This window comes from Ruminococcus sp. SR1/5, from assembly GCF_000209835.1.
GTDB classification, from domain to species: Bacteria; Bacillota; Clostridia; order Lachnospirales; family Lachnospiraceae; genus Blautia_A; species Blautia_A fusiformis.
Map to the genome: position 1 here is coordinate 1,653,042 of NC_021014.1, position 17,214 is coordinate 1,670,255.

The 17,214-nt window shown below is 40.4% G+C and carries 26 protein-coding genes, 1 tRNA gene and 1 riboswitch; of the genes, 14 read left to right on the plus strand and 13 right to left on the minus strand.

Annotated elements, in window-relative coordinates; genetic code table 11:
• The first annotated feature begins 78 nt into the window (after positions 1-78).
• A riboswitch (cyclic di-GMP riboswitch) is annotated at positions 79-154 on the plus strand.
• A 36-nt stretch (positions 155-190) separates the two neighbouring features.
• From CK1_RS08425 to CK1_RS08465, 9 genes are all read left to right on the plus strand, one after another.
• Entirely contained in the window at positions 191-334 is a 144-nt protein-coding gene (locus tag CK1_RS08425) for a hypothetical protein (protein ID WP_015525840.1), read from the plus strand.
• A 348-nt stretch (positions 335-682) separates the two neighbouring features.
• Positions 683-1,948 carry a sn-glycerol-1-phosphate dehydrogenase gene (locus CK1_RS08430; protein WP_021650982.1) on the plus strand — a complete coding sequence of 422 codons (1,266 nt, stop codon included), beginning with the start codon at positions 683-685 and terminating at the stop codon, positions 1,946-1,948.
• A gap of 70 nt (positions 1,949-2,018) precedes the next feature.
• The gene (ispF, locus tag CK1_RS08435) at positions 2,019-2,510 is read left to right on the plus strand and encodes a 2-C-methyl-D-erythritol 2,4-cyclodiphosphate synthase (protein WP_044961210.1); all 492 of its coding nucleotides are present in this window, start codon (positions 2,019-2,021) and stop codon (positions 2,508-2,510) included.
• Position 2,511: 1 nt separating this feature from the next.
• Positions 2,512-3,921: a cysteine--tRNA ligase gene (cysS, locus tag CK1_RS08440; protein WP_015525843.1), complete on the plus strand. Its 1,410-nt coding sequence runs from the start codon at positions 2,512-2,514 to the stop codon at positions 3,919-3,921.
• Positions 3,906-4,331, plus strand: a complete 426-nt coding sequence (locus CK1_RS08445) for a Mini-ribonuclease 3 (protein WP_015525844.1) — start codon at positions 3,906-3,908, stop codon at positions 4,329-4,331. Before cysS ends, CK1_RS08445 begins: the two co-directional genes overlap by 16 nt.
• A 10-nt stretch (positions 4,332-4,341) precedes the next feature.
• Positions 4,342-5,067, plus strand: coding sequence for a 23S rRNA (guanosine(2251)-2'-O)-methyltransferase RlmB (rlmB, locus tag CK1_RS08450; protein ID WP_227573913.1), 726 nt, complete (start codon positions 4,342-4,344; stop codon positions 5,065-5,067).
• A gap of 36 nt (positions 5,068-5,103) precedes the next feature.
• A complete protein-coding gene (sigH, locus tag CK1_RS08455; RefSeq protein ID WP_015525845.1) occupies positions 5,104-5,688 on the plus strand; it encodes an RNA polymerase sporulation sigma factor SigH in 585 nt (194 codons plus the stop codon).
• Positions 5,689-5,772: 84 nt separating this feature from the next.
• A complete protein-coding gene (locus CK1_RS08460) occupies positions 5,773-6,126 on the plus strand; it encodes a hypothetical protein (protein WP_015525846.1) in 354 nt (117 codons plus the stop codon).
• Positions 6,127-6,290: 164 nt separating this feature from the next.
• Positions 6,291-6,363 (plus strand) — tRNA-Thr (locus CK1_RS08465).
• Positions 6,364-6,800: 437 nt separating this feature from the next.
• Here CK1_RS08465 and CK1_RS08470 read toward each other — a convergent pair.
• The 3 genes from CK1_RS08470 to CK1_RS08480 are packed head-to-tail and all read right to left on the minus strand — an operon-like array spanning position 6,801 to position 8,182.
• On the minus strand, positions 6,801-7,382 hold the full coding sequence (locus CK1_RS08470; protein WP_015525847.1) for a hypothetical protein: 582 nt from the start codon (positions 7,380-7,382) through the stop codon (positions 6,801-6,803).
• A gap of 27 nt (positions 7,383-7,409) precedes the next feature.
• Positions 7,410-7,892: a BRO-N domain-containing protein gene (locus CK1_RS18840; protein WP_502685128.1), complete on the minus strand. Its 483-nt coding sequence runs from the start codon at positions 7,890-7,892 to the stop codon at positions 7,410-7,412.
• Between the two features lie 26 nt (positions 7,893-7,918).
• Positions 7,919-8,182, minus strand: a complete 264-nt coding sequence (locus CK1_RS08480; protein ID WP_015525848.1) for a DUF6809 family protein — start codon at positions 8,180-8,182, stop codon at positions 7,919-7,921.
• Between the two features lie 109 nt (positions 8,183-8,291).
• Between CK1_RS08480 and CK1_RS08485 the strand changes: the two genes are divergently transcribed.
• From CK1_RS08485 to CK1_RS08505, 5 genes are all read left to right on the plus strand, one after another.
• Positions 8,292-8,522: a helix-turn-helix domain-containing protein gene (locus CK1_RS08485; protein ID WP_015525849.1), complete on the plus strand. Its 231-nt coding sequence runs from the start codon at positions 8,292-8,294 to the stop codon at positions 8,520-8,522.
• A gap of 748 nt (positions 8,523-9,270) precedes the next feature.
• Complete coding sequence (locus CK1_RS08490; protein WP_015525850.1) at positions 9,271-9,486, plus strand: hypothetical protein; 216 nt, start codon at positions 9,271-9,273, stop codon at positions 9,484-9,486.
• Positions 9,487-9,522: 36 nt separating this feature from the next.
• On the plus strand, positions 9,523-10,347 hold the full coding sequence (locus tag CK1_RS08495; RefSeq protein ID WP_015525851.1) for a hypothetical protein: 825 nt from the start codon (positions 9,523-9,525) through the stop codon (positions 10,345-10,347).
• 61 nt (positions 10,348-10,408) lie between these two features.
• On the plus strand, positions 10,409-10,603 hold the full coding sequence (locus CK1_RS08500) for a hypothetical protein (protein ID WP_015525852.1): 195 nt from the start codon (positions 10,409-10,411) through the stop codon (positions 10,601-10,603).
• Between the two features lie 179 nt (positions 10,604-10,782).
• Positions 10,783-11,496, plus strand: a complete 714-nt coding sequence (locus tag CK1_RS08505) for a hypothetical protein (protein ID WP_015525853.1) — start codon at positions 10,783-10,785, stop codon at positions 11,494-11,496.
• A gap of 875 nt (positions 11,497-12,371) precedes the next feature.
• Here the strand turns inward: CK1_RS08505 and CK1_RS08510 are convergent.
• From CK1_RS08510 to CK1_RS08555, 10 genes are all read right to left on the minus strand, one after another.
• Positions 12,372-12,914 (minus strand): Uma2 family endonuclease, encoded by a 543-nt coding sequence (locus CK1_RS08510; protein ID WP_015525854.1) that lies wholly within the window; start codon positions 12,912-12,914, stop codon positions 12,372-12,374.
• 65 nt (positions 12,915-12,979) lie between these two features.
• A complete protein-coding gene (locus CK1_RS08515) occupies positions 12,980-13,687 on the minus strand; it encodes a recombinase family protein (protein ID WP_015525855.1) in 708 nt (235 codons plus the stop codon).
• Between the two features lie 119 nt (positions 13,688-13,806).
• Positions 13,807-14,022, minus strand: a complete 216-nt coding sequence (locus tag CK1_RS08520) for a hypothetical protein (RefSeq protein ID WP_015525856.1) — start codon at positions 14,020-14,022, stop codon at positions 13,807-13,809.
• Between the two features lie 81 nt (positions 14,023-14,103).
• A complete protein-coding gene (locus tag CK1_RS08525; protein WP_015525857.1) occupies positions 14,104-14,472 on the minus strand; it encodes a hypothetical protein in 369 nt (122 codons plus the stop codon).
• 17 nt (positions 14,473-14,489) lie between these two features.
• Positions 14,490-14,855 (minus strand): hypothetical protein, encoded by a 366-nt coding sequence (locus CK1_RS08530; protein ID WP_015525858.1) that lies wholly within the window; start codon positions 14,853-14,855, stop codon positions 14,490-14,492.
• Positions 14,856-14,858: 3 nt separating this feature from the next.
• The gene (locus CK1_RS08535; RefSeq protein ID WP_015525859.1) at positions 14,859-15,032 is read right to left on the minus strand and encodes a hypothetical protein; all 174 of its coding nucleotides are present in this window, start codon (positions 15,030-15,032) and stop codon (positions 14,859-14,861) included.
• A complete protein-coding gene (locus CK1_RS08540; RefSeq protein ID WP_015525860.1) occupies positions 15,029-15,379 on the minus strand; it encodes a hypothetical protein in 351 nt (116 codons plus the stop codon). The genes CK1_RS08535 and CK1_RS08540 overlap by 4 nt, the downstream gene beginning before the upstream one ends.
• Positions 15,380-15,403: 24 nt before the next feature.
• The gene (locus CK1_RS08545) at positions 15,404-15,586 is read right to left on the minus strand and encodes a hypothetical protein (RefSeq protein ID WP_015525861.1); all 183 of its coding nucleotides are present in this window, start codon (positions 15,584-15,586) and stop codon (positions 15,404-15,406) included.
• A 168-nt stretch (positions 15,587-15,754) separates the two neighbouring features.
• A complete protein-coding gene (locus CK1_RS08550; protein WP_015525862.1) occupies positions 15,755-15,892 on the minus strand; it encodes a hypothetical protein in 138 nt (45 codons plus the stop codon).
• A 299-nt stretch (positions 15,893-16,191) separates the two neighbouring features.
• The gene (locus CK1_RS08555; protein WP_015525863.1) at positions 16,192-16,470 is read right to left on the minus strand and encodes a hypothetical protein; all 279 of its coding nucleotides are present in this window, start codon (positions 16,468-16,470) and stop codon (positions 16,192-16,194) included.
• Positions 16,471-17,214: the final 744 nt, after the last annotated feature.

The following is a 17,214-nucleotide window of genomic DNA, read 5'->3' on the forward strand; positions in this document are numbered from 1 at the left end:
GGTAATGTTTTTCTTGTGTAAAGTAGAACGCTGTAGTATAATAAAACCAGTTTTTTAGGATACGTATAAAAGCTTAATAAGGATGATCGGCAAACCAGATGAAAGTCTGGGACGCAAAGCTACAGGGCCTGTAAAATGGCAGCCAGTTGCATGAAATGAGGTGCACTGTCTGTGAGACGGTGTTTTTTTTATGATGTTATTCGGTTATGAGCAAGTAGCGAAGCGGATTGCGAATATCTGTTTGACAGACAGTGGGGTTGTAGGTCTGGATGCTGCAAAAGAGTTTTTTGGGCAATTAAAGACTTTAAGTGAAGCAGACGCTGAATGGAAATAAGCGGAGGGGAAGGATGCAGAAGAGCAAGAGTACAGAATGAATTGAAAAAGCTTGAAAATGTAATGTAATAATCAGAGCCACTTCCCTTTATTGTGAGTGGCTTTTTATTATGACAATTTTTGTGACAAACAAAAGAAAATAGACGCAACCAGGCGAAACATTGTTTGGCGTAGAAACACCGGAAATCCTTGAAAATAAAGGATTTTTGCTATATGATGAAACAAGTTGAACTCTATCATTGCGTAATAAAAAAAAATCCTGTATAATACCAAACTGTAATATTGTATCATTCAGCGGACAGAGAAATACGCTGTGAATCATTAAAAGAAGTCAGGAGGACATAAGTACATGCGAGTCGATGCGGACGATTTTGCCCGACCTTGCAGCTGCGGGAGGGAGCACCACATAGACGTTAGAGAAATTGTAATTGAATCAGGAGCTATCGGGAAATTGGAAAAGGAAATGTCAGACGGTGATCTGAAAGAATGTATTTCCCCGCTTCTGATCTGTGACACGAACAGTTACAAAGCTACAGAGGAACTGATGGAGGATATCTATGACCGGTGTCAGGTACTGATCCTGGATGCTGAAGGTCTTGAGGCAGATGAGCGTGCCGTGGAGATCGTGGAGAATTATATGGAAGAGGACATCGATCTTGTTCTTGCAGTTGGAGCGGGGACGATCCATGATCTCAGCCGTTTTGTTGCCCATCAGTACCGGATCCCTTTTGTCTCTGTGCCCACCGCAGCCAGTTCAGACGGATTTACTTCCACAGTAGCAGACATGACCTGGAATGGTGTAAAAAAAGTATTTCAGGCATCTGCGCCACTTTTTGTTTTTGCGGATACGGATATTTTTGCTAAGGCGCCTGCAAGGCTTACAGCAGCCGGGGTGTCAGATATTCTGGGAAAATACATTGCGCTGGCAGACTGGAAGATAGCAAGTATTCTTATGGATGAATACTATTGTACAGCGGTGGCAGACCTGGAAACAAAAGCGATCCGGACTGTTAAGGATAATCTGAAAGAAATTGCAGCAGGAGAGAAAGATGCATGTGAGAAGCTGATGTATGCGCTGATCCTTTCCGGACTGGCCATGCAGATGACAGGAAACTCCAGACCGGCATCCGGGGCGGAGCACCATATGGTCCACCTCTGGGATATGGAAGTGGTCAATGGCCACCTGGATGCTCTTCACGGGGAGAAGGTTTCTGCAGCAACCATGTTGGTCCTTCTGGAATATAAAAAGCTTGCAGATGCTATCCGAAGAGGAGCCTGCAGAGTGCATGCCTTTACAGACGGAGACAGAGAACTCCTGCAGGAGACCTTCGGCAGAAAAGGGATTCTTGGAGCACTTGAAAAAGAAAACACTCCGGAACTTCTGGACGATGTAAGCACAGAAACACTTTCCGGTGCACTTCCGGAAATCCTTAAGATCATAGATCTTCTTCCTGCAGTTACAGATATGCAGGAGATGATGAGTATCGTCGGCTGCGTGAGCAGAGTCCGGGATATCGGACTGCCGGGAAAAGCGATCGAGGAGAGTCTCAGACTTGCACCGTATACAAGAAGAAGGTTGAGCCTTCTGAGACTTCGGAAGATGCTCACATACTGAGCAGGAACAGCTCATAAAAGGTTCTTTTGACTTGACATAAATTTTAGGAAAGGCAGTGATGAACGGTTTGATGAGAGTAGGAATGGGATATGATGTACATAAACTGACAGAGGGCAGGAAACTGATCCTTGGTGGTGTTGATATTCCTTGGGAAAAAGGTCTTTTGGGCCATTCGGATGCAGATGTTCTGATCCATGCGATCATGGATGCACTTCTGGGAGCTGCGGCTCTTGGAGATATCGGAAAGCATTTTCCGGATACAGACCCTGCATATAAGGGAATCTCCAGTGTGAAACTTCTGGTGCATGTTGCCGGATTACTGAAGGAGAATGACTATGCGATCGGAAATATCGATGCCACCATCATCGCTCAGAAACCGAAGATGGCACCACATATTCCGACGATGAGAGAAAATATCGCAGAAGCACTTGGGATTAAAATATCACAGCTGAATATCAAGGCGACCACAGAGGAAGGCCTTGGATTTACAGGACAGGGAGAGGGAATCTCCTCACAGGCGATCTGCTCCCTGTACAGAATCGGGAAATTGGAGGAAGAGTAACATGAAGATTTTTAACACACTGACACGCAGAAAAGAGGAATTTGTACCTCTGGAAGAAGGAAAAGTAAAAATGTATGTCTGCGGACCTACGGTATACAATCTGATCCATATCGGAAATGCCCGCCCTATGATCATTTTTGATACAGTGCGCAGGTATATGGAATATAAAGGATATGAAGTAAATTATGTATCCAACTTTACCGATGTAGATGACAAGATCATCAAGAAGGCAATTGAAGAGGGCGTTTCCGCAGAGGAAATCTCTACCCGTTATATCAAAGAGTGCAAGAAGGATATGGCAGATATGAATGTAAAACCTGCTACAACTGCACCCCAGGCTACACAGGAGATCCAGGGCATGATCGACATGATCCAGACTCTTATTGATAAAGGATATGCATATCCGGCAGCTGACGGGACCGTTTATTTCCGTGTAAAGAAATTCAAAGAGTATGGCAAGCTTTCTCATAAGAATCTGGATGATCTCCAGTCAGGATTCCGTTCTCTTAAGGTATCCGGTGAGGATCAGAAGGAAGATCCGTTAGACTTCGTGCTTTGGAAACCAAAGAAAGAGGGCGAGCCGTCCTGGCCGTCACCGTGGTGCGACGGACGTCCTGGCTGGCATATTGAGTGTTCTGTTATGTCCAAGAAATATCTCGGAGAAGAGATTGATATCCATGCAGGCGGTGAGGATCTGATCTTCCCGCATCATGAGAATGAGATCGCACAGAGTGAGTGCTGCAATGGTAAGATTTTTGCAAGATACTGGATGCATAATGGTTTCCTGAACATCGACAACCGCAAGATGTCCAAATCTCTCGGAAATTTCCGTACCGTTCGTCAGATCGGTGAACAGTATGATCTTCAGGTTCTCCGTTTCTTTATGCTGAACGCACATTACAGAAGTCCGCTGAACTTCAGCGCAGATCTGATGGAGGCAGCAAAGAACTCTCTGGAGCGTATCCTTGAGGCGGCAGGCAAGCTCAGCGACCGTAAAGACAATGGGGCGGCAGAGAATATTACAGAGGAAGAGCTTGCGCTTCTCAAAGAAGCAGAAGGTTTTGTTGCTAAATTTGAAGCTGCCATGGATGATGATTTTAATACTGCAGATGCACTTGCGGCAATTTTTGAGCTTGTAAAATTTGCCAACACAAACGTAGACGAGAACAGCTCAAGGGAGTTTGCCGGTGGTCTTTATGAGGAACTTTTTAAGCTCAGTGATGTGCTGGGACTGAAAATCGAGAAAAAAGAAGAGATTCTTGACAAAGAAATCGAGGATCTGATCCAGGAGCGCCAGGCTGCAAGAAAGGCAAAGGATTTCCAGAGAGCAGATGAGATCCGAGATGAGCTCCTGAAAAAAGGTATCATCCTTAAAGATACAAGAGAAGGTGTGAAATGGCAGAGAGCTTAAAGAAACTTAAAGATCTGTTTGATCTGAAAGACGCAGACCTTCGGACCTATTCGCCGCTGACGCTGGCCTATATCGGGGATGGCGTTTATGAGCTGGTGATCCGTACTATTCTTGTGAAAAAAGCGAATTGTCCGGTAAATCGTCTCCACAAAAAAGCCAGCAGCCTTGTAAAAGCATCTGCACAGTCGGGTATGATGGAGATCCTCGAACCACTTTTGACAGAAGAAGAAAAAAGTGTATATCGAAGAGGAAGGAATGCGCATTCCGCTACTATGGCCAAACATGCCACCATGGCGGATTACCGGCGTGCCACAGGGTTTGAGGCGCTGATGGGATATCTTTACCTGAAAGAGGATTTTTCAAGGATACTGGAGCTGGTCCATGCAGGACTTGAGAAGGAGGAAATTTAAATTGACTGAAATGATAGAAGGAAGAAATGCGGTCCTTGAGGCATTTCGTTCCGGTAAATGTGTTGATAAACTGTTTATTCTGGATGGCTGTCAGGACGGACCGGTCCGCACCATCGCAAGAGAAGCCAGAAAACATGATACCATTGTAAAATTTGTTCCAAAGGAACGATTGGATTCCATGAGCGAGACAGGTGCACATCAGGGTGTGATCGCACAGGTTGCGGCTTATGATTATTCTACAGTGGAAGATATCCTGAAAAAAGCAGAAGATAAAGGAGAGCCTCCGTTTATCATTCTTCTTGATAATATTGAGGATCCTCATAATCTGGGAGCTATCATCCGTACCGCAAATCTCGCAGGTGCTCATGGTGTGATCATTCCCAAACACAGAGCAGTAGGACTGACTGCTACGGTTGCCAAGACCTCGGCAGGCGCACTGAATTATACACCGGTTGCCAAGGTTGCTAATCTGGGACAGACTATTGATGAACTGAAAGAAAAAGGCATCTGGTTCGTATGTGCAGATATGGACGGAGAGGTGATGTACCGTCAGAATCTGACAGGACCTATTGGCCTTGTGATCGGAAATGAGGGAAATGGTGTAAGCCGCCTTGTAAAAGAGAAATGTGATTTTACTACCGCGATCCCGATGAAAGGGGATATCGATTCCCTTAACGCTTCTGTAGCAGCAGGGGTGCTTGCTTTTGAGATCGTGAGACAGAGACTGTCAAAATAAATACATCAAATACAGCCATAGCTGTTCGGAGAAAAAATGTGCCGATATAATGAGATGACGGATGAAGCTCTTATCGAAAGACTTCGTGCAGGGGAATCTGCAATTGCAGATTATCTGATGGAAAAGTATAAAGGTCTGGTCAGAAAAAAGGCCCGTGCCATGTTTCTGATAGGTGGGGACACAGATGATCTGATACAGGAGGGGATGATCGGACTGTTTAAGGCAGTCCGTGATTACCAGCCAGACAGGGAGTCGTCTTTTCAGTTTTTTGCAAATATATGTATTGACAGACAGATATATACTGCAATTAAAAGTTCAAACCGCCAGAAACATCAGCCACTGAATACTTATGTGTCTTTAAGCGACGGAGAGGCGGAGGAAAACTTCAGAGATTCCTGTGTGGAGCATGATAATCCGGAATCGATCCTGATCGACCGGGAAAATGTGGCGGCTCTCGAAAATGAAATGAAAAAGAGCCTGAGCCCTCTGGAAAACAGGGTACTGCAGTTGTATCTGGATGGAAATGGATATATGGATATTGCCCGGATCCTTGGAAAAACACCGAAATCCATTGATAATGCACTGCAGAGGATCCGTGGGAAAATTAAAAGCTATTTTTGAGAAGAGTAAATACCTCTTTCCTTTTGAATATAAAAGTATTAAAATAATATTCATAAGGAGCAGAATAAGAAAGGAGACCAAATTATGGCAAAGATCAATAAATATTGGGGACTTGTTGCAGTAGGAGCGCTTACCGCTGCCGCAGCAGGAGCTATCGCAGCACTTGTATCCAGACGATCCGTATGCGAAGAAGACTTTGAGGATGATTTCGAAGATCTTGATGATTTCAAAGATGACGAGAAGAAGGAAGAAAAAGAAGAGAAAGAAGTCTTCCAGGACTGGGACAAGACTGCATCTGAGACTGTAGAAGTTTCCAAAGAGGCAGAGGATGCTAAAGAGGCACCAACAGAAGCAGAAGAGGAAACACCTGCAGATGATGAATCGGAGGCCGAAGCGGAAGAAGAGACAGAAGCAGAAGAGACAAAGACAGAAGAGTAAAAAGAGAATCCTGCGTGCTGTGTCTGTGAGCGACAGCACACAGGATTTTTTGTGCTATAATCATGAAAATATGAATTTTTAAAAAAATAAAAATAATGTATTGACAATATGACAATCATCTGATAATATAAACAACTGTGAGCGGCACAAACGTCGCGAAACAAGCTGCTGTGGCTCAGTCGGTAGAGCGTCGCCTTGGTAAGGCGGAGGTCACGGGTTCGATTCCCGTCAGCAGCTTTTTTTGTGTCTAAAAACTAAAGGGTTTTTGAAGTTTGGTAAGACGAAAGGTAATCAAAAAGGTAATCAGAACAAAAGTTCGTGAAAAACAAAATTAAAACGAGATTGAAACCAAAATAAAAACAGGAGGAAATCTTGCACATATGACAAATAATAGAATAGTAAAAAGAGATGAAAGAGACGAATTTCAAGGCTCATGATAAGTCGAGACTGTAGAGGTACAGTTTGCGGACAAGTCATGAGCCTTTTTTTACTTTTTATTTTGAAAGCAGCTATTATTCATATCTTCCCCGGGACTTGCATATATAGCTGCCCTGTGGGCACGTATTTGATCTGTAAAGGGATTGAAAGCGTTAAGATGAGGATTTGTTCGCTTGAAAAATAAAAACGTCTTACAGGACGAATTAGAAGGTCGAAAAAAAGAGCAGATTCCCGATTTAGGAATCTGCCCTTCTGCAAAAAACTAGAATCTTACTTTTTGCTTGTAGTCTGTTTAATGCAAGTTTTTTAGTACAATCATCATAGAAATAAAGACTGTAGGTAACTTCATAGGTTTTGGAACCTGTTTTTATAATCTTTTTAACGGAGCCTTTAGGATATACCTCTCCCCAGTCACCGCCAGTATAAACAATCTTACCGTTCTTATTGCAGAATAAGTAAGAAGGATTTTTTGGAATACCATATTTAGTAAATTTCTTAAACTTTACAGTTGAAGTGTTGAAGTAGAGCTTTAACTGTGGTTTAAGTTTCTTCTTAGCAGTAGATATTGTACGATTGCATAATCCGCGTGTTCTCATAGTAACCATGGTTGTCCGGGCATAATCGTCAAACTTGAAACATTGATTCTTACCGCAGCAGTAACCGAAATAGCTATCAAAACCTCTTAACAGTTTAGTGACAGATTTACTGTATGTTTTTGTTACGTCCCTCTTGGTGGCTGCCGATGCTGAGAGCGGAAGAGAAAAGATCATAATAGCAGCCAGAAAAATGATAAGAGAACTTTTGAACTTCTTTTTCATTGGTGTTTCCTCCTTCAATGCTTGATATCATAAGAATACTGCAGATAATAAGAAGTACAAGGTAAAGATAATTCTCTGTGATCCCCCAGTTTTTCTAATACATGGCAATACTTCAGATGTTACCCAGTGTTTGAAACGTTTTGCAGATTCAAGTTTGCTGCTGAGGATGAGAGAATAGAGGCCGGATTCATTGATAATGGTCATTTTCTGGATTCCAGAAGGGGTGTCGTGATTCACGACGCCCTTATCTTCGACATCCACATGACGACTTAATGCATCTCTTGTATTACTATATCCCAACGCCATTGCCACATCTTTTCCCACGAACCAAGGTTCTCCATCTTTCTCAATGCAGCGCAGATTTCCGAATTCTGGATGATTAAAGATTTCGCACTGGGAAGTGGAAGAAGAGGTACAAAAACCAGATACCTGAATTAGGTATAAGGTTTTATATAATTTGCGTACCCTGCCACCAAATTTACTTATTGACCTGCACCGTCGATTTGACAGCTCAGCTTTTTATAATTATAGCATACTTACATATCTTTTCCGAACACTTCACACATCATCTTCACTCCAAGACAGAAGCCGTTTCTGAAATTCTGCTCCAACTCGTCTGCTAGAAGATTAAGGTTTTCATCCATAACCTGATCCAGAGCGGCCACCTGATCGTCTGTGAGCTGTTCTTTAAGAGCATGATAACCATGTAAGGCCTGATCCTTGTGTACCCGGTACTGATCTAGGGCGTCCAGTACGGCTGCACTTACATGTGAGCTGTAAAGCTGATCTATGATATCCATAATGCTATATTCCTCTCTAATACGATTGTTTCTATCTAGTGACAATAATACCATGTTTTCCAGATATACTCAATACAAAAGTTACTAATTAGTCACAGGAGTATATCTTATGCAGTGGATTTTACAGGACGTTCCAATAGGTAGAAATATCCAGAACATACGGATGAAAAAGAACATGACACAGGCGGAAGTCGTAGGTCAGTTACAGTTGATGGGAAGCAATATGTCCAGAAGTACACTTGCTAATATTGAATCGGGCAGAAGAAACATAAAAGCCAGTGATCTTAAAGCATTGCAGAAATTATTTGCTGTAGACTATGAGGAATTTTTTGAAGATTAAAAAATATATATTGAAATAATATAAAAATTGTGATATTATACAGAAGAATTAAAAGTCAATTCCGACAGTAGGAAGGCAAAGATGAAAGTATTTGCAAACAAGGACTGACGAAACTTGTTAATATATTCGTTACAGGGGCTGATATTCCTGTGTTGTTCTTGTATAATGATAATGTTATACGGGGTAATGGTCTTTACCAGTGTACAAAGGTTTTTTAACCGATGTGACAACGCTATGAATGATATATCAAACTGATTGCATATTTAGCCGAAATTTGATGTGAGAGGGGATTTATATTTTTCTAAATAGACGGCCTGTACTTTAGGTGATATCATAAATAATGATACACTACAACTGAATAGCGAACATAGTAGCCATGCCAAAATGGTAAGGGTGGTGAACATTCGTGTTTATTTTTAAGCACTTTTAATGTCTTAGAAAATAATTAGTAAATGTATATTCCTTCTTTGCGCTCGTTGAGAAGGTAGTGTATATGCTATGTGGGATATGCCACGTTGAGGATTGTTAGGCTAAGTAATAGTGAAAAGTAGTTTTGCAGTATGACAACCTGTCAATAGTTTTATACCGCTGATTAGGGATAGTATGTAATTTTATATTTCTAAATAGAAGATATGGTACACAAAGTAGTGTATCATCTTTTTTTACACAAAAATAAATTCAGAATATTCTTGAAATAATAAAATAAAACTGAAAATAATGTTAGAATGTAATCATGGAGGCGGAAATTATGGCATGTAATAAAAGAAAACCAATGACAACATCGTTATTTGTTTGTTCGGAATGTGGCCAAGAGATGTTTCTTCCCAGAATACATGGATCTCAAAGAGAAAAAGGGCACATTAAGGATATATATTGTTTTAAATGCAAAGATGTTAAAAAGTTTAAAGAATATAAATACAAAGAAAGTTACCGAAACTTAGATGGAGATATAATTGGGGCTTAGTTTATTGATGGTTGTAAAAAAAGGAGGTAAACACTTATGATTATGAGTTTTAAAGATGCACAGAATTATAAGGAGTATGCAGATTCTACGGACGACCTGATTAAAAAATGTGAGGATATTGTTAACAATCTTACTCCGGAAGAGGCGAATGCAAAATGTAACTGTATTATTCAGTTCGGCGATCGTATAATAACAAATAAAGAACATTATGAAAACTATGTGCGATATGTAAAAGATGCTGTAAAAGGAGCAAAACGCCAAACGGAAAGTATGAAAAATTATTATGAACGTTACAGCGTCCCTAAAGCATATATAGAGCTTGAAGAGATGAAGTATATTTATAATCAAATTTGTACTAAATCAGGAACTCCTCCACAGATGGAACAGTTAATAAGAAACACGTATGAGGAGTTTAAATATAGGAACAGTCCTAGTTTGCGAAGGAAGAAAGAAGAGGAAGAACGCAGAATAAAGCAGATGCAGGAGGATGTTAAGAAATATACCAGCCCGGACGAACCAACGGTTGGTTATGCTGAATTAATGAGACGCAAGGCAGCTGCAAATCCTCCAAAGACTTCTTTATCTCAGGATGAGATTAGACGTTTTGATATGATGAGTGAAGAATGGCTGGTGAAATGGTGTCATTTCTCATATAACTGGTATTGGGTTGTACCATGTCTGCTATTATGCATTGTGGCCAACGGAGGACTGATTGCTGCAATCGGATTGATTGTATTTATGATATGTGGCGAGATATACTCCATGAGAGTACAGGAATACTGTGGCGTGATCTTGCCATGGTACCGGGACTCTGGAAAAACATTGGAGAAGAGGATCATTAATAAGTATATTAAGAAGTGAAAGGAGAATAGAGCAATCGCTTTATAAAGAGAATAAACAGTTTGCATGGGAGTAAGAAAAAATGGATAGTTATGTGAAGCAGTATAAATCGAGAAAACAAACTATAATTAATGGAGAAGTTGTTGATATTGAGTTTATTAGAAAATATTATAAAAAATTATCAGATTATGATAAGCAATTATTGTTGATGTATTGTAATAGAGTTGTTAATAAAAAATGGAAGAAAAAACAAAAAATATTTTTCGCCGTTATTTGAAGAAATACAAAAAAATATTCATTGACATATACTGAAACGGCTCAATTCTTGAATTTATGTATACAGTATAGCTTTTATCCATATCCGTTTTATACTAATAATTTCAAAAAAAATGAGCCACAAAAAAACAATAATTCAAATCAAATTATAAAAAATAAAAAAATTCTTCTGGAAAACAAATGCGAGATCCTGACAAAGAAGAAATTGAACGTAAGATGAAACTATATAAAACCAAACCAGCGCAGTATTCAGTAAGCACAACAGAGCCACCATCTTCAAAAGTACCAATGCCAAGAATGCCAAAACTTGAATATGATGAAGTACCTGATTTTTTGCAAAATGTGACGTGGCAAAAATCAGATGTAATAGTAAGGGATGTTTGGGTTTTTCATGGATTTTTGTATTGTTCAAATCAAAAGCATGATTTATCTTTTTATAATGTAAAAATATATGATATAAGAAATGAGTACCGTACATGTACAGCAAATGTTATTTATTGTAATGTTTGTAATAAATTTTTTATTGATAGTACACAATATAAAAAAATAAGAAAAAATAATATTTTGCCGAATATGCGGATTCATTCTGAAGATATAGGTTATGGTAGCTTTAAACAGGAATCTGAATTAGCATTATACGGATATAATGCTAGAAGAGATACATCTAAAAGCACTAGACAGCGAATTTTATATGAAGTTATTGAAAATAAATTAATGAATCCATCCTCAGTAATCTCTCATTTGGAAGGATTAATAAGTCTTGCTGAATATAATGAGCGAAAACAAGATGTAATTAAGAGATACGAGGAAGATATTATGTTTATTCATAATTCTTTTGATGAAGAAAAATGGTGGGAAGAACATCCGTTAAAAATAGAAGCCAATATCAGATGAAAGTAGTGAATATTCCCCAATTCTCCCAGTACTCACACCACTAATTCCGATTATCACCTTCAAAATCCCTATCATGTAACCTATCGGAAGATCCATTGAAACACTCAGTTTATTCTCCCTGAGTGATGCAAAATTCTGTCACAGGAATTGAACAGAATCGACCCGAAAATCACCGGAAAAAGCAAATGGCAGCAGGTTGTATTAAGCTTAAGTTATCGTGCAGCCGTTGTTACTCCGGTAAGGTCGATTCAGAGAGGATGAAAAGAAAGTTAGATCTGTAGAAAGCGCAGATAAGATCTAGGAGAAATGGTTATGTTGAGTGTGAGATGGAGCTGCGGTGGAGCCGGGACGGAGTTGTGGTGGTGAGAGGACGGATTGGGTAGGACGGTAGGAGCAAAATCTGAGGATTGGAAGATAGAAGAATCCGAGATGAATATTGTTAAATCGAGGCTGTGGTGGATGTGACGGGGGAGCGGAATGAGATGTGCTTGTTTGGTGGCGGATTAGTGAGATTGACAAGATTGATAAAATCTTAACATGTGAGCGAGTGGTCATATGTATGCATCCACAGAATATGAGTACGATAACCAATATTTTGAGTTACCATTTGAGCAGAAGATTACAGTATTATTCCTCACTGTAAGTAATTCCTGCTGCCAGATACAAGCTTTTTCAGACTGGATCACATTATCCTTCTACGATCAGGACGGATCAGAATGATCCAGCGTTATTCCATATGCAGTCTGTAGCAATTTAGAATTTCAACAGAGACACAATAAAAAAGTTGGCGATTCCCTATTTAGAGCAAGGGTTTACGCCAACTTTTATTTTTCAGAAAAGCTTCAATTTTTGAGCATGGTCAGCGCATGACTATGTTAAAAACTTAACACATTAAAATCAATCAGCAGATCATTATAGATTCCAGCCTTAACAGAATCCGTAAAGGAATACTCGTCCATTGTTGATTGTTCAAAATTGTATACAATAATTCTGCTCTTGTCAGGATCAACAATCCAATATTCTTTTACACCTGCCGTTCTGTACTTAAAGAGCTTGGTATAATAATCCATCCGTTTACTTGCAGGAGAAACGATCTCTATAATCCAGTCAGGAGCACCATTGCAGCCCTTATCATTCAGCTTGTTTGGATCACAGATAACAGAGATATCCGGTTCAACATATGTGTTCGTGGATTCATCCAGATAAACTGCAAACGGGGCAGCATAAACTTGGCACTGTCCCTGATGATCTTCAATGTAACGATCAATAATACTGGTGAGCCTTGTTGAAATCCGTTGATGCTTGCGACTAGGCGGAGCCATGTAATAAATCTGTCCGTCAATCAGTTCGGCACGTTCTCCCTCTGGAAGTGCATATATATCTTCTATAGTATAAGTATTTTCTTTGAGTAATGGCATATTTCACACTCCCTTCTTAATAAGTCATGTCCCTGTTCTCATTATAACGGATTGCAGCAAAACATTCAACGCTGATTCGTTTGCTCGATCATCTCAGAGAGCAGTTCCTTCTTATATTTATAGAATGTCTTTCTTGTGATCCCAGCCTGAGTAATGGTTTCCAGATCATTGAGTGATCCGCCGAACGTTTTGTTATGCTTCAGGATGATTTCTTTTGCTGCTATAGATTTCTTCGTTACAAGCTTTGTACCGGAAGCCTGTCCGATCTGTTTACCGGAAAGCCTTGCGGTCTGCATTCCTTCTTTGGTACGTTGCCTGAGATCCTGAACTTCTTTTTCTGACTGTTCAAAGGCGAGCCTGATCTGTTCTTTGGCAAGCAGGAGCAAATATTTATTGATCCCTTCCAGAATACAGTCAATATCTGTGCCTGTGGCTGGGATGCCACCTTGCAGCGCACTTTTATAGGTTTCAGTGTTTATGTGTGGTTCCTTCAGGAATACAAGATTAATTCCTTTGCTGAAAAGATCCTCATACATGGTAAAACCTTCTTCTGCATCACGGGACATTCTGGAAACAGAATCAAAGATAATGGTATCACCTGCGTTGAGCTTTTTCAGGAGCTTTTCAAATTCTCTTCGTCCCTGAAATTTCGTTCCGGTAAAAACTTCTCGGATGATCTCAGACTGTGGATATGCAGCAAGGATATTCCTGATCTGCCTTTCAATGCTTTGTTGTGGTGTGCTGATTCTTGCGTAACCAAAATATCTGTTCATGATGTTCCCTTCCTGTAGTAAATTTAAGGCTCCCTTAAAATGACACTGTAATAAGACTGCCTTGGAGCCTGAAATGGTAATGGTTTTACTACTTTTTGCATACTACCTTACTTTTACTACTAATTTGTCAGCAGATGTTTACGGAATTTATGCCATGCACGGTTATAAACCTGTCGAGCTGTTTCTGTTGGCTTCGCTTCCTGTTCAGCCTGAGAAATGATCTGGTCAATGGTTGGCTCCGGTATACAGAAATCAATCATCAGCTTTCTGAGATCTTTTTTCCAGATGGGACAAGCTGTATAAGGTCTGTTTTCCGCAAGTATGTAGTTCCTCATAATTGATACCGCCTTTCTGATAGATTCTATTGCCTTGGAAATCCTGCTGCCAGAGAGTGAACCCGGCAGCAGGAGAGAAGATTATAATTCTTTCAATGGGATGCTGATATCTTTGCATACAAACTCATAGGTGCTTTTTCTCTGAACACTGATAAGAGCAGTATCTTTCTGAGCGTCAGGATCAAGTGCAATGTGAATAATATATTTGTATGGTCTGCTGATAAAAGGATCTCCGGTTTCGTTTTCTTTGCGTTCCAGTACCAAAAGAAGATCATCAATGAATGTGTTCATGCGTGACTGTCTACTCCATGGCACACGTTCTGAGACCTGCAAGATTACATTCCATGTATCTTCCGCCATAACGATTGCCCCGAATTGCTCCATGTCACCGACAAGAGTTCTTACAACCTCGATTTTCTTAGTTTCTGTATTATAGTGTTTCCAACTCATAGTGTAGTACCTCCTGATTATTTATTCTGATTGCCGATTTTCTTAAGAGAAATGATCTCATTCCTGAAAACAAATTCATAGTTGCCTTTTCTCTGCAAGCTGATAACTGCATTGGTTTCGTCTGCGGAAAGCTCAATGTGCAGGATATAGTCGTTCTGATGTTCCATAACCGGACGCTTTTCCTCCTGAGCATTCAGAAGAGTAGTAAGATCCTCAAAGAACTGTTTCTGTCTGGTCTTGCTGCTGCCGGACTTTGTACTGGTCTTACTGATAATCTTCCATGTTTGCTCCGCCATGACTACAGCATGGAAGCAGGAAAGCTCTGAAATGTAGCCACGGAGACAGGTTTCTTCAGTTTCTTTGTTGTAATACATCCAGCTCATGATCTACACCTCCACAATAACTGCAACAAGTCCGTTCTTGGTGACTGCTGCCTTATAAGCTGCTGCACTTACATAATCTGCAAAGTGCCGTTCGTTCATAATCTCTGATTCGCATAAGCTTACAGAGAGAACGATCACCTTGTAAAATGTAACGGTTGCCTGAATGTTGATCTTCATGATCTGTGTTCTCCTTCCTGATCTTCAATGTCGTATTGCACAGGTGTCTCATTGAAGATAAAATTCAACAGAGTGTCCCATCTGTGCAGTGGCTCCATAGCTTCCAGTGTTGGAATAATATCCTGCGGATATGTGGTGCTAGGGAGAAAGTGGTCGATGATCTCTTGAAGGTACTCCAACTGTACCTGATTACACTCTTTGCTGGTGATCTCCTTCTCTGACAGCATATGGAATGTGTAGCCCCAGAAACGGTTGAAAGCTGTCAGTGGTGTGATGTGTCCCTCTCTGATCCACAGTGTCAGTACCTCTTTTGTGGAATCAATGTCTATTCTTGTGCCGTGTGTCATGGTGAAAACCTCCTTGATCTGTAATTAATAGCCGAAAAACAGCCAGTGTACGATCATTCCATAAGGAATCCCGACCATGAAAAGGATGAACAGCAGCCACTGTAAGCCGTTGTACAGCTTTCTTCGTATGTACTTTTTCAGACGGTGCTTAAAGATTGTGCACCACTGGCTATAAGTCATAAGTGGCTGTGGATCAGTGTGTTTCATGGTTTTGTCCTCCTGTGAAATGATGTGATTTTCTTGTGATCCTCAAGAGGGTAAAATTTTACCCCCTTGAAAATCAAAGGAAAAATATAGCTTTGCCCGTCATGCCGATAGCACAGCAATAAACAATTTGATAGAAGCCCCCGTAACGCCGATAGGTCAGCGGTAAGATCATCCTTCCTGAAAAGAAATGTTCCTGTAGATACCGGAATGAAGGAGATCATTGTAAAACTTCTCAGCTTCCGATCTGTCTGTAAAGCATCTGGAATAACTGGCATTGGAAGCGTTAAAAGATACTCTGTATAACATGCTCTTGTCCTCCTTGTTCTCTGACTACCTGACCGCCGTTGTGACGGTCAACGCTCACAGCTTAAAGCCCTGTTTATAGTGGCTGTGACCACTTTTATAAGATTGTATTAATCAGTTCCAGATTTTTCAGTAACTGCTGCCGAGTTGCTTCGTACTGGTCCGCAGCTGCCTTCATATCCTTATGAATCGTTCTGATCTCAGCAGACTGTTTATTGTGATCTGGTTTGTTCTTGCGCTTAAAGATGTTTAACATCGTGTTGTCCTTTCTCCGGTTAACCTCCACCGGAAGGATCAGCACTTTATTTAACGTATAATCTGCGGTACTGGCTAACTCTCTGATACTCTGCAAGGCTGCCGAGATCCGCTTCAAGTCGCTTGGTGTCAACGGTACGGCGTTCACAGGTGGAAATCTTTACTGTGAAGTCGTTACCAGTTTCGGAAAGCTTCTCATTGGAATCCAGATAACCGATGATCTCACGTTCCACAGCTTTTAATTCTTCGTCAAGCTGTTCTTTCATAGCTTTCAGTCCTCTGTAATCTGCTACAACCTTCTCAAGTTCGTTAATCGTTCTACACATATGTTTATCCTCCTGTGAATTGATCTCTTATGTTACAACCCTTGAATCATCTTCCTGACTATTTGCTTGACCACTGCGAAGCATCACAGGTATATGGATTCAAGTATTGGAAGCTTTCGGCTATCCGGTTGCTCAAATGATACCCAACAACAAAGTACTGTGTCCTCTCGCTCGTTGATTCTTCCGCTTAACGGCTTCTTGGTTTAGGAGTAAAGTGTTGATTGGCTCAACCTGTTCATTTTCTTCCTGTAGTATGAACACTGTGCTTTCTTGTCCTGCCGTTCCTGCTTTCTTCAACTGTTTTGCCGGATTATGTTTATCCTTCATACACTCTGTCTGACCTGTGTCAGCTTGACCGCCATGTCACTCGTGTATAGCCTTATCGCTTTATCCGGTCTTTCCTGCTTTCTTTGTTGCTGTGTTTCATTTGATGAGTTAAGTATATTACATCTTGTACAAGAAGTAAAGACGGAATCTTGTACAAGATTAAAAAGAAAACAAAGACAAATCTTGTACAAGATGCACAAGCGCAAAAAAAGACAGGCTCGAAGCCTGCCTCCATATATTAAGAAGTTAATTGTTCATTTTAGAATTTATGCAATCTACGACAAAAGCGTTAAGGCTATTATATCCTTGCTCTTTAGCATATGTTTGGATTACATCTTTTTGACCTTTTGGCACATTTACAATAATTCTATCGTATTTTCTTTTTGAAATTGATTCTTATACTGTGTTGCATCAAAA

What these genes read in the sequence shown, in the direction of transcription:
- CK1_RS08490 (WP_015525850.1), top strand. Translation starts at nt 9,271, where the DNA reads ATGGCATGTAATAAAAGAAAACCAATGACAACATCGTTATTTGTTTGT.
- CK1_RS08525 (WP_015525857.1), bottom strand. Translation starts at nt 14,472, where the DNA reads ATGAGTTGGAAACACTATAATACAGAAACTAAGAAAATCGAGGTTGTA.
- ispF (WP_044961210.1), top strand. Translation starts at nt 2,019, where the DNA reads ATGAGAGTAGGAATGGGATATGATGTACATAAACTGACAGAGGGCAGG.
- CK1_RS08485 (WP_015525849.1), top strand. Translation starts at nt 8,292, where the DNA reads ATGCAGTGGATTTTACAGGACGTTCCAATAGGTAGAAATATCCAGAAC.
- CK1_RS08530 (WP_015525858.1), bottom strand. Translation starts at nt 14,855, where the DNA reads ATGAGCTGGATGTATTACAACAAAGAAACTGAAGAAACCTGTCTCCGT.
- CK1_RS08540 (WP_015525860.1), bottom strand. Translation starts at nt 15,379, where the DNA reads ATGACACACGGCACAAGAATAGACATTGATTCCACAAAAGAGGTACTG.
- CK1_RS08425 (WP_015525840.1), top strand. Translation starts at nt 191, where the DNA reads ATGATGTTATTCGGTTATGAGCAAGTAGCGAAGCGGATTGCGAATATC.
- CK1_RS08480 (WP_015525848.1), bottom strand. Translation starts at nt 8,182, where the DNA reads ATGGATATCATAGATCAGCTTTACAGCTCACATGTAAGTGCAGCCGTA.
- CK1_RS08430 (WP_021650982.1), top strand. Translation starts at nt 683, where the DNA reads ATGCGAGTCGATGCGGACGATTTTGCCCGACCTTGCAGCTGCGGGAGG.
- cysS (WP_015525843.1), top strand. Translation starts at nt 2,512, where the DNA reads ATGAAGATTTTTAACACACTGACACGCAGAAAAGAGGAATTTGTACCT.
- rlmB (WP_227573913.1), top strand. Translation starts at nt 4,342, where the DNA reads ATGATAGAAGGAAGAAATGCGGTCCTTGAGGCATTTCGTTCCGGTAAA.
- CK1_RS08555 (WP_015525863.1), bottom strand. Translation starts at nt 16,470, where the DNA reads ATGTGTAGAACGATTAACGAACTTGAGAAGGTTGTAGCAGATTACAGA.
- CK1_RS08510 (WP_015525854.1), bottom strand. Translation starts at nt 12,914, where the DNA reads ATGCCATTACTCAAAGAAAATACTTATACTATAGAAGATATATATGCA.
- CK1_RS08460 (WP_015525846.1), top strand. Translation starts at nt 5,773, where the DNA reads ATGGCAAAGATCAATAAATATTGGGGACTTGTTGCAGTAGGAGCGCTT.
- CK1_RS08515 (WP_015525855.1), bottom strand. Translation starts at nt 13,687, where the DNA reads ATGAACAGATATTTTGGTTACGCAAGAATCAGCACACCACAACAAAGC.
- sigH (WP_015525845.1), top strand. Translation starts at nt 5,104, where the DNA reads ATGTGCCGATATAATGAGATGACGGATGAAGCTCTTATCGAAAGACTT.
- CK1_RS08495 (WP_015525851.1), top strand. Translation starts at nt 9,523, where the DNA reads ATGATTATGAGTTTTAAAGATGCACAGAATTATAAGGAGTATGCAGAT.
- CK1_RS08470 (WP_015525847.1), bottom strand. Translation starts at nt 7,382, where the DNA reads ATGAAAAAGAAGTTCAAAAGTTCTCTTATCATTTTTCTGGCTGCTATT.
- CK1_RS08535 (WP_015525859.1), bottom strand. Translation starts at nt 15,032, where the DNA reads ATGAAGATCAACATTCAGGCAACCGTTACATTTTACAAGGTGATCGTT.
- CK1_RS08505 (WP_015525853.1), top strand. Translation starts at nt 10,783, where the DNA reads ATGCGAGATCCTGACAAAGAAGAAATTGAACGTAAGATGAAACTATAT.
- CK1_RS08445 (WP_015525844.1), top strand. Translation starts at nt 3,906, where the DNA reads ATGGCAGAGAGCTTAAAGAAACTTAAAGATCTGTTTGATCTGAAAGAC.
- CK1_RS08520 (WP_015525856.1), bottom strand. Translation starts at nt 14,022, where the DNA reads ATGAGGAACTACATACTTGCGGAAAACAGACCTTATACAGCTTGTCCC.
- CK1_RS08545 (WP_015525861.1), bottom strand. Translation starts at nt 15,586, where the DNA reads ATGAAACACACTGATCCACAGCCACTTATGACTTATAGCCAGTGGTGC.
- CK1_RS08500 (WP_015525852.1), top strand. Translation starts at nt 10,409, where the DNA reads ATGGATAGTTATGTGAAGCAGTATAAATCGAGAAAACAAACTATAATT.
- CK1_RS08550 (WP_015525862.1), bottom strand. Translation starts at nt 15,892, where the DNA reads ATGTTATACAGAGTATCTTTTAACGCTTCCAATGCCAGTTATTCCAGA.